Annotated in this window: 13 protein-coding genes and 1 riboswitch; of the genes, 9 read left to right on the top strand and 4 right to left on the bottom strand. The window is 38.4% G+C overall.

The window, feature by feature from the left end:
* Positions 1 to 283 precede the first annotated feature (283 nt).
* The gene (locus HZA08_04015; protein MBI5192596.1) at positions 284 to 1573 is read right to left on the bottom strand and encodes a TolC family protein; all 1290 of its coding nucleotides are present in this window, start codon (positions 1571 to 1573) and stop codon (positions 284 to 286) included.
* A gap of 336 nt (positions 1574 to 1909) precedes the next feature.
* Here HZA08_04015 and HZA08_04010 point away from each other — a divergent pair, with 336 nt between their 5' ends.
* Together HZA08_04010 and HZA08_04005 are read left to right on the top strand one after the other, a co-directional pair.
* Positions 1910 to 3373: a diguanylate cyclase gene (locus tag HZA08_04010; GenBank protein ID MBI5192595.1), complete on the top strand. Its 1464-nt coding sequence runs from the start codon at positions 1910 to 1912 to the stop codon at positions 3371 to 3373.
* Between the two features lie 266 nt (positions 3374 to 3639).
* Positions 3640 to 3888: a hypothetical protein gene (locus tag HZA08_04005; GenBank protein ID MBI5192594.1), complete on the top strand. Its 249-nt coding sequence runs from the start codon at positions 3640 to 3642 to the stop codon at positions 3886 to 3888.
* 203 nt (positions 3889 to 4091) lie between these two features.
* On the opposite strand, the gene HZA08_04000 is transcribed toward HZA08_04005, so the two are convergent.
* Entirely contained in the window at positions 4092 to 4859 is a 768-nt protein-coding gene (locus tag HZA08_04000) for an Ig-like domain-containing protein (GenBank protein MBI5192593.1), read from the bottom strand.
* 71 nt (positions 4860 to 4930) lie between these two features.
* On the opposite strand from HZA08_04000, the gene HZA08_03995 reads away from it, so the two are divergent.
* Complete coding sequence (locus HZA08_03995) at positions 4931 to 5260, top strand: cupin domain-containing protein (protein MBI5192592.1); 330 nt, start codon at positions 4931 to 4933, stop codon at positions 5258 to 5260.
* A gap of 51 nt (positions 5261 to 5311) precedes the next feature.
* Here the strand turns inward: HZA08_03995 and HZA08_03990 are convergent, their stop codons facing one another.
* Positions 5312 to 5449: a hypothetical protein gene (locus HZA08_03990; GenBank protein ID MBI5192591.1), complete on the bottom strand. Its 138-nt coding sequence runs from the start codon at positions 5447 to 5449 to the stop codon at positions 5312 to 5314.
* Positions 5450 to 5847: 398 nt separating this feature from the next.
* Between HZA08_03990 and HZA08_03985 the strand changes: the two genes are divergently transcribed.
* Entirely contained in the window at positions 5848 to 8226 is a 2379-nt protein-coding gene (locus HZA08_03985; GenBank protein ID MBI5192590.1) for a fibronectin type III domain-containing protein, read from the top strand.
* 3 nt (positions 8227 to 8229) lie between these two features.
* On the opposite strand, the gene HZA08_03980 is transcribed toward HZA08_03985, so the two are convergent.
* The gene (locus tag HZA08_03980; GenBank protein ID MBI5192589.1) at positions 8230 to 8979 is read right to left on the bottom strand and encodes a hypothetical protein; all 750 of its coding nucleotides are present in this window, start codon (positions 8977 to 8979) and stop codon (positions 8230 to 8232) included.
* A gap of 50 nt (positions 8980 to 9029) precedes the next feature.
* A riboswitch (cyclic di-GMP riboswitch) is annotated at positions 9030 to 9125 on the bottom strand.
* A gap of 360 nt (positions 9126 to 9485) precedes the next feature.
* On the opposite strand from HZA08_03980, the gene HZA08_03975 reads away from it, so the two are divergent.
* The 5 genes from HZA08_03975 to HZA08_03955 all read left to right on the top strand — a co-directional run bounded on the left by HZA08_03975 (position 9486) and on the right by HZA08_03955 (position 15285).
* Positions 9486 to 12029 carry a DNA internalization-related competence protein ComEC/Rec2 gene (locus tag HZA08_03975; GenBank protein MBI5192588.1) on the top strand — a complete coding sequence of 848 codons (2544 nt, stop codon included), beginning with the start codon at positions 9486 to 9488 and terminating at the stop codon, positions 12027 to 12029.
* A gap of 15 nt (positions 12030 to 12044) precedes the next feature.
* A complete protein-coding gene (gene tadA, locus HZA08_03970; GenBank protein ID MBI5192587.1) occupies positions 12045 to 13664 on the top strand; it encodes a Flp pilus assembly complex ATPase component TadA in 1620 nt (539 codons plus the stop codon).
* Between the two features lie 289 nt (positions 13665 to 13953).
* Positions 13954 to 14190: a DUF433 domain-containing protein gene (locus HZA08_03965; protein MBI5192586.1), complete on the top strand. Its 237-nt coding sequence runs from the start codon at positions 13954 to 13956 to the stop codon at positions 14188 to 14190.
* Positions 14187 to 14543: a DUF5615 family PIN-like protein gene (locus HZA08_03960; GenBank protein ID MBI5192585.1), complete on the top strand. Its 357-nt coding sequence runs from the start codon at positions 14187 to 14189 to the stop codon at positions 14541 to 14543. Before HZA08_03965 ends, HZA08_03960 begins: the two co-directional genes overlap by 4 nt.
* A gap of 442 nt (positions 14544 to 14985) precedes the next feature.
* Complete coding sequence (locus HZA08_03955; protein ID MBI5192584.1) at positions 14986 to 15285, top strand: hypothetical protein; 300 nt, start codon at positions 14986 to 14988, stop codon at positions 15283 to 15285.
* Positions 15286 to 15422 lie beyond the last annotated feature (137 nt).

Below are 15422 nucleotides of genomic sequence, written 5' to 3'. Positions count from 1 at the left end.
TATCCCCTCATCCGAAAACCCTTCTCCGGTGGGGTAAGAAAACCCCGCCTATCCATTTCTATGCGGATAGGCGGGACTTTCTTGTCCCGCTTATTTTCATGCCCCTTTGTGAGCCGAAGGCTCATGAGGGTTCACTCGAAAATGCACCAAAGCTCACCCTCCCCCTATCCCCCTCCCGTCAAGGGAGGGGGATAATCTATGGACCCTCTCCCCTTGCGGGAGAGGGTCCGGGTGAGGGGGCCTCATTTTCATCATCCTTTGTGAACTTAATGCGAGTTACCTTTCACTCAGCGATTTCTTCCCCAACAATCTGTTCCAATGCCGCGATCCTTTTACGGTATGTTATCAGTGATTCAATATATTCTATTTTTGTTTTTTTCAACAACCGTTCAGTATCGAGCAGGGTAAGAAAGTCTATCTTACCTGTTTGATAGTTTTTAAGGGCAGACTCAAAGGACAGTTCAGCCTGCGGGGTTAATGTGGTTTCATAAAGACCTCTGATCTTGTCTGCTGTTTCTATCTTGATTGCCCACTCCTTTACTTCTGCAGTCTTTATGTTTTCCTCAGCCCTGAGTCTGAATTTCATAACATCCGACATAATGCCTGCCTCTGATACCTTGCCTGCATATTTGCTGCGCCATATCGGAATATTTACCTCAAACATTGCATCATAAGCATCAAACCTGCCTTCACGCTGGATCGGGGCAATACCAACCATAATGTTTGGATAGTATTCTTTTTTTGCAAGCTCAGTTTTAAGGTGAATGCCATCGGTCTCATATCTCATTAATTGGAGAGATGGATTATTTCTAATGGCCTTAATAGAAAGTTCGTCAGGTTTTATCTTAACCTTGTTCATAGAAATATTCTCCGGTTCAGAAAGAGGAATATCCTGCGGCCTGTTTAACAGGGACTTAATCTCAACATCAACTACCTCTCTCTCTGCTTTCAGATTGATCACCTCATTAATAAGCATTGCTGTTTCAACCTGTGCCTTTATTACATCCTGCTGTGATACCTCACCGGTCCCATACTTGATTTCAGCAATCTTTGCCATGTTGGAAAGTACATCACTAATCTCTTTATTAATCTTGATAGTCTCAGTAATCATCTGATATTCATAATAGGCATCTTTGATCATCTTTGTTATTTCAATCTCTTTTGACCTTAGTTCAGCCCCGGCCATAAGGACTTCTGTATACGCAATCCGCTTCTGGAGTGATAATTTTCCAGGATAAGGGAACATCTGACTGAATGTGTAACGGGTTTGCATAGCGCTCCCCGGAGAGATATTGAGCGGTTTGTCTTTTGACAAGTCTTCCAGTTCTATCTTTAATGTCGGGTCATCAAGTACCCCCTCAGCCCCTGCCATTGCCTCTTTTGCCTTAACATTCTGACGCAGTGCCTGTACTTCCTGATTATTATGAAGGGCCTCTTCAATGATGGTCTTGAGAGTCAGGGGTTCTACGGCGTAGACTGCTGAGGCAGTGAATAGTGAATAGTGAATAGTGAATAGCAAGAGGAAGAAAATAAGAAAACATCTAAACCTTAAAGGCATGTTTATTACTGTCAACCTCCTTTTGAGTTAGGGATTATATAGGATTATAAAAAAAATAACTACAGCAGAATATATTTTAGAGGGTACAGATGTCAAGAGAAGGAAATATCCTCTAAACTGCTTTTTAATCTCCTTGCTCATTTAATATATAACTTTGAAATTGAATTCAGATCCAATAGCCATGTAATTGTCGGTAATGGTCCGGTCTTGTTAAACCCCAAAAGTGATTACACCTCCTTATTATACTGATAAGAAATTCCGAAAATATATTTATTAGATACAAGAAAACAGCTCTGAATTTTATCAAACATTAAAAGATTTATACCGACTGATTTCTCGGGAATAACATAAATGAAACAAGAAATAAACAATTTAAACTCCGTTGAGCGCAGGGAATGGCAGCTCTGGATTTTAGCACTCGCACTTATCCTTGTTTTAGGTGCAGTCACTGTTGGAACATATTTCTTCCTGTTAGGTGAAACATACAGCAGTTTTAGCCTGTTACGCTCAATGGCAAACAGGGCCTTGATTGGATTAATTATTCTTATCATGCTGTTCTGTGCTTATGTTATTACTACCAGACGCATATTATCAAGGATGAGGGCAACTCTGGAGTATCAGGCAATCCGGGATAATCTTACCGACCTTTACGATCGCCACTATTTTAATGAGCGGCTTGAGGAGGAGATTGCACGTGCCGGACAATACAACTATTTATTAGCAATCCTGTTGTGTGATATTGATGACTTTACAAAGATTAATAATACTTACGGCCATGTGGTTGGAGATGAGGTTTTAAGGTCAACGGCACAGAGTATCAGGGAGTCAACCCGTGGAGCAGACTTAGTGGCAAGATGGGGTGGCGATGAAATAGCTGTTGCCCTTTCCAATTCTACACGTGATGGCGTGCTAATAGCAACTGAGCGTATAAGAAGGAATATGCAGAAGATAGGTGAAAAGAACCGGTTACTTCTTGATTTAAGTATAGGTGTTGCGCTTTACCCTGAGCATAGTACTGATTCAGCAGGATTAATTCATAATGCAGAACGTGCCTTATACATAGCCAAAAAGGGCGGACACAAGATCCAGATAGGAGAAGAGGAATACAGGATTGATAAACATGCAATGAAAATTGTGTTTCAGCCTATCGTTGATACAAGAACTGATTCCATTTTTGCTTATGAGGCATTAGGAAGGGACCCGCAGGGGAAATTAGGGATAATTGAATTATTTAAAAGGTATCAGACTATCGGAAAACTCAATGAATTAAAGTGTATGGGTTTTGAATTAGAACTTGAAAAGGCAAAAGAAGCCGGACTGAAGAGGTTATTCGTTAATATGGACTTTGAAATGCTCAGAACCCTGGAACATGTATCAAAACCCGAAGGTACTGATATAATACTTGAGATCTCAGAAAAAGAGGTGCTCGATAATATTGAGAACCGTCTCAGGATTGCACAGAGATGGCGGGAGAAGGGGTTTAAATTTGCAATAGACGACTTCGGCGCCGGTTTTATCTCATTGCCGTTTATCGCACAACTTATACCTGATTACATAAAGATTGACCGCTCAACAGTTCTGCAGGCCGTATCTTCCTCACAATTCAGGGATTTCTTAAAAGACATGATCTTTGCTATGAGAAATTATTCCGCAGAAGGTATTATCGCAGAGGGGATTGAAACAGAGCAGGAGTTAAATGTCGTCCGGGGAATTGGATTAGACCTTGTTCAGGGTTTCCTGCTTGGAAGGCCGCATGAGTTGACATCCTCATCCTATCCTGCGTCACAATCCACAGCTTCCAATGCATCATCATAACAACCCGATTTCATCTTCATTTACTCACTGCCTTATATCCTCTATAATAGCCGCATTAAACATCCATGGGCATGCTGCTTACAAAGGATGATGAAAAAGAGTGGGACAAGAATGTCCCACCTATCCTTGATATATATATCCGGATAGGCGGGGGTTTCTAACCCCGCCGGAAGGATTTTCGCATGAAAAAATCAGGGCTTCCCCCTTTTTGGGTAATCATAGTTATTCTATTCATCATTTTGATAAGTGAACTTAGTATAAGGATTATGAGTTCTGAAACAGGCTTTGTTTCTATCAGCAGCATAACCCTTTTCATCTGGGGACTAGTTATGATCGGCTGGGGGGTGTTCTCTATTCTAAGTTACTTCTTTGAAACCAGATGGAAAGGCTTTTACGGTCTTGTATGGGTGTATAAATATATAATCCCTGCAGGCGGGAAGACCAATGCACTTATATTCGGAGTAATCGGTATACTTATCGGTATTGCTTCACTGGTATGGCTAAATACACATTAAATCTTAAAGCTAAGGGTCTGTCATGAAATAACTTGTGCATTTAGGCGCTCAGATTTCGGCCAGGTTTGAGTGCGACCGATTGAGCATACCCGAAGGCGTAGTTGAATCTACGCTGAGGGGTTGCGATTGAGAAGCACGCAAAGATGGCCGGAAGATGAGATGCATAAATGTATAGGTTATTTTATGACAGACCCTAAGCAAAATTATTGATTCACCTGAACCATTACCGCCCTTCCACCGGTAAAAGTTACCTCAACCATATCTCCTGCCTTGAATTTATCTATTTGAACCATCTCTCCCTTTTGCATCAAAGGTATTTCTTTATACGCAACAAAACTTACCTTCCCCATTGATTGATCTTTAACTGTAATTAAGCGGAGAGATCCTTCAATACTTAATATGGGGCCGCTGATGTTGCCGTTACCCCTTTCATCACCATTATAGAGTGATGAAAGGTCAATATTACGAACTGGGTTACCATCTTCCGGTGCCTTACCCTCTGTAGTAAAAACTACCTCTCCTCCAATTCTTGGGCAGTGAAGAACTTTATCATTCCTGAGAGTAAGATATAGGTAAGTCCACAACCGGTATTGTGTTCCCGGTTCCAATGGGGCATCAGGTTTGATTATTTCCTTTTTGCCGTCCCAAACAACATTGCCGCCGATTCCCCACTCTGTGGTAAGGAGAGTTCCCATACGATATCTTCCGCCGGAAATGTTTATTGAATCAAGTGCAGGCTTCAAATCCCTCAATCCATTTGTCAGATAGTCCATGACTCCATCATCCCATGTTATTACTATTGAACTATCAATACTATTGTCCTTTGAATTATTTGCCGGTGATGAAGATATAATTTTTACAACCTGCGGACACTTCACATTATTCAATCCCTCTACGCCCCATGCAACATTTCCTGAAGCAAGCAACAGTATGGGAAAAAGAATAAAAAATATTTTTCTGAGTAGTTTCATGCTATAATTATATCTCTTTGAAAAAACATCCTCAAGCAAAACTATTTAATTTAAAAAAGGAGAAATTATTAATGGATATAAAAGACATCAGAAATTCAGCAGAGTTTTCTTCTGAGAAGATGAAGAAGATAAATATGTTTCAAACCGATCGTGTGCTTTGTGATGTGTATGCACTTGAACCGGGGCAGGGACAAAATCCTCATACACATCATGATTCAGATAAGATTTACATGGTGATAACCGGGCAGGCTAAGGTGAAGATCGGAGGGGAGGAGCAGATTCTCATAGAGAACCAGATTGTTATTGCTCCGGCAGGCATGCAACATGGTGTATCAAACCCTGGACCTGAACAGCTTACAGTTTTAGTCTTTATGGCACCGGTTCATATACATAAACATTAATAACAAAAAGGGGAATGATATGGTAACAGATATTGAATGTCCATCTTGTCATCATAAAGGGAGGGGGGTAGTCTTTGCACCAGGGTCACTAATGATGGAAGGCTTACTATGGCTTCTTATTATTCCAGGCTTGATGTATACAATCTGGCGGCGTTCAAACAGAAGGGTAATCTGTCCAAGTTGCAGCACTGAGTATCCTCTTCATTCTTTATTTTAGACTCTTCCTGAAAGCTTCCTTGTTTCTATTTCAAATTTTAATCTTCTCTTAATCTTTTCTCAATATAATAAAGTTATCTTTAAAATAAAGATACGAACTAAAACCAAATAGTTCGTTTTTAATGGGTCTTCATGCCCCCTCCTCTCCTAAACCCTCATCAGGTGCTTATAAGCCTGATGAGGGCCTATCATTTTATAACTTTATCGTTTTATCAGCCATATCTTCTAATAAATATCTTGTATGTCTCCATTAGCTTGCTTTTTATAATTCCATAAAGTATCTTTCTATAATAGACGAAGAAGTTAAATTACAATTTTATATAAATACCCTCCTAAGACGTTTTTCTATTAACGAGAAGAGGAAAAACAAAATGAGAACTTGCAGAAATATTTTAATCGTGAGTATTTCTCTGTTAAATATTATCATCTTTGGCTTTAACGATTCAGCCTTCGGTGGTGAGGCAGCCCTCTCATGGACGGCGCCGACAACAAATGTTGATGGCACCACCTTAACAGACCTTTCCGGATACAAAGTATACTATGGAACTTCCTCAGGTACTTATAATTCAACCGTAGATGCAGGTAATGTAACCACAACTAACATAATAAATTTGACGGAAATGGTAACATACTACTTTGTAGTAACAGCTTATGATACAGCAGGAAATGAAAGCAATTACTCAAATGAGGTTTCCAAGACCATCCCGGACTCAACTCCGCCTACCCTTTCTGGTATAGCGACCTCAAATATTACCGGCTCCGCAGCAACCCTTACATGGACAACTGATGAAATCGCATCATCACAATTAGAATATGGGATAACAACAAGCTATGGGAACTCCACACTACTTGATACCACAATGGTAACTTCACACACTGTTATTCTCAACGGTTTATTACCGGTAACTACCTATCACGTGAAGGTTATCAGTCTTGACCCTTCTGGAAATTCAGGAAGTTCGGCAGATGTTTCCTTTACTACCCCTGACTTAATTCCACCTTCAGGAACGGTTTCTATTAACAATAGTGCTGTATTAACCAATACTAATTCTGTTATTCTTACCCTCTCCTGTACTGATCCGGAGTCCGGGTGCGGACAAATGCAGTTCTCAGAGGATGGAAATACATGGAGTTCATGGGAAAATTACAAATCAATAAAATCTTACATACTTTCCAATCTGGAAGGGGCAAAAAACCTAAAAGTAAAATATCAGGACAATGCAGGCAATGTTTCTGACCAATATACAGCATCCATAACTCTTGACACTACACCTCCGGTGATTTCTACACTAACCAGCGGAAACATTTCTTCAACTGAAGCTGTGATTAACTGGACAACAAATGAAACATCAACTACACAGGCTGAGTACGGGACAACAACAAATTATGGTTCATCAACAACCCTCGAATCAACCCTTGTTTCAAATCATAGTGTAACCATCAGGGACTTGTCTTCTTCTACGGATTATCACTACCGTGTAAAGAGCATAGATGCAGCAGGTAACATTGCTCTATCAGGGGATGCCTCTTTCACAACAGCTACACCGGCGGACATCAATGCCCCAGTTATATCCGGTATTACCATAACCAATATCACGGCAACTCAGGCTACAGTTAAATGGCTCACAGATGAAGCATCAACAACTCAGACTGAGTATGGGACAAGTATTCCTTTAAGTGACCAAAGCGAGCGTGATAATAGTCTTGTGACAGCACACACCGCTGTACTATCCGGTCTAAGCCCTGACACTAAATATAGTATACGTATGCTCTCATCAGATGCATCAGGGAATAAGGGTATATCAGATATACAATTCTTCACAACTATAAAACCAATCCCATTTGATGTGCCGGCCCAAATAACAGATTTAAGAATACGCACAGGTGTCTCCACAAGGAACTCAGTAACACTTGAATGGACAGCTACCGGAGCTGACGGCGCTGAAGGAAAAGCCTCCACTTATGATTTAAGGATGTCAAAATTAAAGATCATAGAAGATGGCCAGTCTCCTAAAAAAGGTGAGATAACTTTCTCAAAAGCTATAAAAGTTACAGGCCTGCCTTCACCTGTTTCATCCGGAACTACAGAGTCCTTTCAGGTAAGTCAACTTACTACAAATAGTGTATATTACTTTGCTATCAAGGCACTTGATGAAAAAGGTAATATATCTGCAATCTCTAATGTGATAAACGAAAATAATCTTCCCCCTATGCCTGTTACTGCCATTAGAAATGGATATACAATGATATCTGTACCATTTAATCCTCAACCCTCAGATGCACAGGCATTATTAAGCAATATTGTCGGTTCTCCTGTTGAGGTATTCTACTGGAGACCAAATGATATTTCTGCCGGCAGCGGAACTTTTTTAACTGTAACAGAGATTCAGCCGGGTTATGGGTATATGCTCAAATCCAATACAGCCAATTCCGTACTTAATATTACTGGGAATTTAGTTACTGATTCAGAGAGAACTCTCCCCCTCCTGCCCGGATGGAACATGGTTGGTAATCCATATCCCCATGACATTCCACTAATGAACACTTATATACGAAATATTAATTCAGGAGAGTTAAAGACTTATGAAGATGCAGTTTCATTAGGCTGGGTTAGCAATGCCTTATATACCTACAATGGCCGGACATACAGTTATGTACTATATAATACGGCAGTACTTAAAATATGGCAGGGATACTGGATTGCAGTTTTGCAAGATGGGCAATATGAATTAGTTATAAATAAACCTTAGCCCTTACCTGTTTATAACGTTAAAAGCGTATCTTCTTACATACTGTTTTAAAGGAAGTAACATTGGCACTAAAAGTATCATCATATTTATTGCATTTGTGCCGCTGTTGTTTCTGTTGTTATTGTTACCATTAATGTCCTTAATATATCCACAGCCTCCCCCTTTAGAACCGGTAACTCCGGAATCACTTGTTCCTGAATTATTAATATTGTTATTTGTAATATTACTATTATCCACTGATGTTGGATTTTCATTTTTTGCTACCTTTAATAAGAACTTTTTAGGTAATGTTGACTCCGGTAAATATGAGTATTCACTTGATGATGCCATATCAATCTCATTTCCATTATCTTTGTCAACTAATATAAAGTGCAGATTATCATTATCCTGAATCTGCCATTTTAAATTAATTGTCTTATTAATATTATTTGCCTGTACTTCGAATTCCCACTCCTGAGGTAATACTGCCCCACGATAATCTCTCCACAGTTTTTGAACATTTGATTTATATTCCGGATGATAAAAGTAGGCATTAACAGGCTCGCTTGTAAGTGCGATTGTATCAAATTTATTATCATAAAGTTCTGTAGACAAGGTTGAACTACCGAGTGATAGATTATTTGTGGCATTGCCGCTATCAGATTGTTCATCATGAGTGTAAACATCCAGATCAATCTGCCAATCTGCCCTGCTGTTTTTTGCTAAGGTTATGCTTAAAACTGTTAAAATTATGATTAATATTGCCTTTCTCATGTTAATTCCTCCTTTTTTGGGCATAAAAAAGCCGCCATCGGATATTCTCCTCTGGCGGCTCGGCTGGCATTGGATAATCTTTGAAATTATCCTTTAGCCCCGTCACTCTGCGCCCCACTCTTTCGAATGGTTTGCTCTGAGCAAAGGAACAAACATCTTAAATAAATTTGCTTTAATTATACTTTAATGCAACAGTGATGCCAATTATCGTTAAACTGATTATTTACCTTTCAATTCAATTAGTTATATATATTTTTTATATCATAAAAATGGTCTTACATATATTATATTTATTTTTTTGTCAAGGGCTTTGCAAATAATTGTCAATCTATAAAGATCTCTATATATTGACAATTATTTTTACTGGTATATAGTAATTTTTATTAGTTCCTGCCGTGGATTCATAATATTTAAAATTAACAGTTGGATCCATTCGTTAGTAATTCCAAAAAAAATCAAATTATTAGATAACTAACATTAAATTTTCATTAAAGGGTTGGTCTTTAATGCATTCGGCGCTTCTACCCTGTACCGTTATATTTATATACGGGATTATATCGGCTGAATTATTCAGATGTTTTCCAATAACTGTAATATTGCTTTATATCTTCGTATTCCTTTTATTGCATTATCTGTTTAAATCAAACCGGTTATTCAATCACTATAAAAAACATAACGAGCCATATATGTTCATCATAGCAATTATATGGTTCATTATTGGTTTTTCTTACATGCTTTATGTAAGCAGTATTGAGCATAATGATATTTCCATGTATGCCGTTGGTGACAAATATACAGTTACAGGGATGCTGGATGAACCTGCAAGGTATGCTTCAGACAAAGTGACCGCTAATCTTAAGGCATCTAAGATTTTGCTTGGAGAAAATGAGGTAAGTGTTTCCGGCAGGCTTAAAATAACCGTTTATGACCCTAAAATAATATTAAATTATGGTGACATTATAAAAGTCACAGGGAGGCTCAAGATTATCCGTGGATTTAAAAACCCCGGTCTATTTGATTACTCAAAATATATTGCAAGGGAAGGGATAAGAACCGGTTTAAGCATTAGTAAGAAAGAATATATTTTAAAGACCGGCACAGGAGGAAATCCTGTATTGAAGAAAATATTTATATTGCGGGAAAAGATAAGAATGGCAATCACAAAGAATATACCTGAGCCTTCAGCCGGAATACTAAAGGCTATGGTAATAGGTGATATGGGAACCCTCACTAACGAGGTAAGAGATACGTTTAATGCCGCAGGGGTCACCCACATACTCTCAATTTCAGGGTCACATCTTGGTTTTATCGCACTAATTTCCTTCTTCATTATCAGGTATTTATTAATACACCTCCCATACAATCTACTGATTAAACTATCTATTCATATAATCCCATCTAAGATAGCAGCCATTTTCACCTCAGTAACCATTATTTTTTACACACTCCTGTCCGGTAGTGAAACTGCTACTGTAAGGTCTCTAATAATGGCATTGGTATACCTCCTTGCCATTCTTACTGAACAGGATGATGATCCGGTAAATACATTTGTCATGGCGATACTTATCGTACTTCTATGGAATCCACAGGCATTGTTTGATATATCCTTCCAGCTTTCTTACATAGCAGTATATTCAATGCTCATAACTGTAAAAAGATTTTATAAAATTGAAACAGAGAAAAATATTCCACGGTGGAAGGATTACAGCAAAAAGCTATTCCTCTTCATGCTGTTAACTATCAGTGCAAGTATTGCCACGGCACCTATCACCGCCCACTATTATAATCAGATAACATGGACCGGAATAATATCAAATCTAATTGTTGTACCTTTTGCAGGTTTTATTATCTTACCGGTGGGTCTGTTCACTGCAATACTCACACTTATATTAAACACAGATGTCATGCCATTAGCATGGCTGGATAATGTTTGCCTGAATCTTTTCTATACTATCATTGAGTGCTTCGCTAAACTCCCATTCTCAATTATTTATACACCATCTCCAGGTATTGTTTTCATAATCGCTTTATATTTACTCATCCTGTCGTTACTTTTTATGCGAAATTACTATTCAAAATATTTATTGCCTATTTCCATTTTTCTTATCCTCATCACAGCAGGTTGCAACAGATATAAAGAAGATTACAGGGATTCCCTGCGCATCACTTTTCTTGATGTAGGTCAGGGAGACTCTGCTTTAATAGAATTTCCAGACAAAAAGAGGATGCTGATTGATGGCGGCGGTACATTCAGTGAGACATTTGATATCGGCCGATCTGTAGTGGCTCCATATTTATGGAATAACGGGAATAGTGAATTTTTAGGAATAAGAAAGGTTGACTATATTGTTTCATCCCATCCTCAATTAGACCATATCGAAGGACTATTATATGTTATTGATAAATTTGATATTGGTGAGGTCTGGACTAATGGGACAGATAATCCAGCGTCAAAAGAATTAAGTAAATTCAAAAAGATTATTCAAAGCAAGGGGTTGAAGGAGGTGGTAATAGACAGCGATTCAAGAGAAAGGATTATCGGTGGATGCAGGATATTTTTTTTAAATCCCCCTGTAGAAAAAGGCTCGATAGAAACAAACAATCTTTCAATTGTAATGAGGGTCTTATGCAAAGACATCTCAATATTATTTACCGGTGACATAGAGGCATCTGCAATGGAGGAGATTGCGGCAAACAATAGCATACTCGAGAGTACAATAATCAAAGTCCCTCATCATGGCTCAAAAGGCTCTGTGGAAGATAACTTTATTTCAGCAGTAAATCCTAAGATAGCAGTAATATCTGCAGGTTATCAGAATTCATACCATCACCCCTCCCCCCTAACAATCTCTACTTATGAAAATAAGGGGGCATCTGTTTACAGAACAGACCTGCACGGTGCAGTAATTATACAGGCTGAAAAAGAAACATTATCAATACGGACATACGAAGATATGGTTTTAAAAGAGATTAATTTTAATAACCCAAAGTCAATTTTAATAACTGAGCTATCAAATTTAAGGAAGATAGTTACTACTATTCCACTTTAAAATAAGGATTTCAATATGAAAACTTACAAAAAAATCGGAGAACTTCTGGTTGAAGAAGGGATTATAAACGAAGACACAGCAATCAGGGTAGTTGAAGAACAAAAGATATTATACAAAAGATTCGGGGACAGCCTGATTGAGAATAATCTGGTATCTGAAGCTGATATTGCAAGGGTTTTATCAAAACAACACAGCCTGAAATTTGTAGATGTAAATACCATAACTGTTATGCCTGAGGCAGTTTTAACCGTTCCGGAAGACATGGCAAAGAAACATATTCTCTTGCCCGTAAGTATTTCAAATAAAGTTCTGACTGCAATTATATCTGACCCGCTTAATATAGACAGCATAAAAGAAATAGAGTTCTATACCGGCATGAAAGTGCATCCTTTGGTAGGTGCAAAAAAAGCTATCTTAGAGGCAATCAACCATCATTACAGATTTGATTCCCAGCTTGAGCCTGTTACAAACATTGTTACAGATACCATTGCCGTTCCTGATATAGAAAAAGATGAGATCTCTGCACCGATCATTAAGTTAGTCAATATGTTATTAGCCGAGGCTGTTGAAGGGAGGGCAAGTGATATTCATATAGAACCTTCATTGGAACATCTTGTTGTCAGGTTCAGGATTGATGGTGTACTTATTGAAAGGACCAGACTGCATCCGTTGCTCCACAACCCGGTTACATCAAGAATCAAGATACTTGCACGATTAAATATTGCTGAAAGGAGATTACCTCAGGATGGCGGATTCAGGGTCAGACTCGGGGGAAAAGATATAGATATAAGAATTTCGACCCTTCCTGTTTTACGCGGGGAGAAAGTAGTTATGAGAATACTTGACCAATCCAACACAGAGGTAACTCTTGAGAATATCGGATTATCAGACTATGATTACACCCGCATGACTTCCCTGATAAAAAGAAAGAAAGGGATAATCCTTGTCACCGGGCCGACAGGCAGCGGAAAAACCACAACACTATATGCCATTATAAATAAAATAAAATCATCAATGACAAATATAGTAACAGTTGAAGACCCTATAGAATATAACATTCCCGGCATCAATCAGGTTCAGGTAAAATCAGCAATCGGGTTAAGCTTTGCAAGGTGTCTGAGGTCAATCCTAAGACAGGACCCTGATGTAATCTTAATAGGAGAAATACGGGATGAAGAGACCGCAGAAATAGCCTTCCGGGCTGCGATGACAGGCCACCTTGTACTCAGCACACTTCACACCAATGATGCAGTTTCTACAATCTCCAGGCTAATTGATATAGGAATCCCTCCATACATAATTTCATCAACAGTAATCGGGATTATCGCCCAGAGACTTGTAAGGAGGCTTTGTCCTTCCTGTAAAAACGGGATAGATAACAGTACTTATTCGACTGCAGGATGTTATAAGTGCAGCCGTACCGGTTATTATGGCCGTACAGGTCTGTTTGAAATCTTTACTATCACCCCTGAGATAAAAGAAATTATAGTTTCAGGAAAACCGGAGGAAACTATCAAGGCATCTGCAAAAGCAGCCGGAGTACACAGTCTGGCAGATGATGCCTTTTCAAAAGTACGAGAGGGTATCACGAACCCGGAAGAGGTGTATCGCGTTGTGGAAACAGAGGTTTTTTAATTTGTTTGACGAACTGACAACCTTGGTGTTGTGAAATTTGGCCTCACATTTTAATATACGTACGACAATAATCTCCAAATATGCCATTAACGCGAGTAGCAGTTAGCGGACATTCGTCAAGGTTTCGAACTTTACCTACGACACTGTCCGGGCATCATTCTCTCTGGTTATCGTTATGCAAAAGAGTGGTGCAGTAATATTTATTCTTTAAAGACTCCTTCAAAAAACATTGCAGACTTTTTGAAGATTTGTCATAATTTATACTCATTGATAAAAAGAGGAGGAAAATATGCGTACAAAACTGATTGTATCTGACCCAAAGATAATGATGGGAAAACCTGTGATAGCGGGGACTAGAATAACAGTTGAGCTTATTCTTGAAAAATTAGCAGCCGGTGAAACAGTGGAACAGATACTTGAATCCCATCCTCGCCTAACCAAGGATGGGATTCAGGCTGCTATGGCATTTGCTGCCGAAGTTTTAAAAGGTGATTTGGTTTATCCTGTTGCTGAGGTACTCGTGTGAACTTTCTTGCAGACGAAAGTATTGACAGACAGATTGTTACTGCTCTTAGGGATGAAGCTTTTATTGTGGGTTACATAGCTGAGATGGAGACAGGGATTTCAGATGATGTTGTCCTGGAGATTGCAAATAGGGAAGGTGTACTTTTGCTGACAGCAGATAAAGACTTTGGTGAACTCGTGTTTCGTCTTAAACGTCTTTCTTCCGGCGTTGTGTTGGTCAGATTGGATGGTTTATCTCCCACCAAAAAGGCTGATATTGTAGTTTCCTTTATTAAGAAACACTTTGATGAATTTATAGAATCTTTTTCAGTTATTACCCCAATGGGTGTTCGTATTCGGCATCAGAAAAAATAATTTGAAAGACAAATACGCAAAACACGCTGAATATTAGGATAATGCCCCAGCAGAGACCAGTAAATCATTCAAAAATTTATTTTTTATCAATCGAATTTATGATTCTAATTACCTAATAGAGGGTTAAGCAAGAGGGGTGTCAGTTTCAGTGAGGACTCTACTTTATTATTGCAAATATTTAAATAATAACATACTATTTTGTTATCCAATGACTCAAGATGAGTCAATACTTGATAAGACAAGGTCACTTGTTCTAATAAACAACTATAGAATAAAAAATCATTTATAGCTCAGATTTAATCAGAAATAATTATATATGGTCTCCGGAATTAACGGGGAATTAATTAAAAATAAATTAATCGTATGACCGCAAAAAAAAAGCATAAGAGAACTAAAGGTCGCTTTTGATACAAATATACTTTATACAGGTTCCTCAAGTGACTTGGTTCGGGATGAAGTTAAGGAGCTTATTCATCAAAATAAGTTTACGGACTTGAAAATATCTTGGTATATTCCTGAGATAGTTTGTTACGAGCGCCAATATCAAATGATATCTAAAGCCCATGAGCTAATGCCCAATATCGAAAAACTTGAGCGGCTACTGGGGCACAATTTAGGAATTAATGAATTAATATTAGAAGAACGAGTCAAAGATAGCATAAAAAAACATATAGCAAGCCTTAATCTAATTCTTATTCCATTTGATGCGGCGAAAGTGAATTTAAAGCAGATCATTTTGTAACCGTTCACAGTTGACAGTTTACAGTTAACAGTTAAGAAAAATATAAAAGTAAGAGGAAATTGTGGGTGCTTCTTTTGAAGATTTAGAAGTATGGAAAAAATAGTATCCCGGATTTCCAGAGATTCTTAAGGGTCTGT

The sequence above is a fragment of the Nitrospirota bacterium genome (assembly GCA_016212215.1).
Classification (GTDB): Bacteria; Nitrospirota; 9FT-COMBO-42-15; order HDB-SIOI813; family HDB-SIOI813; genus JACRGV01.
Note: the sequence above shows the minus strand (reverse complement) of the source record. Positions and strands in the feature narration are given on the sequence as shown.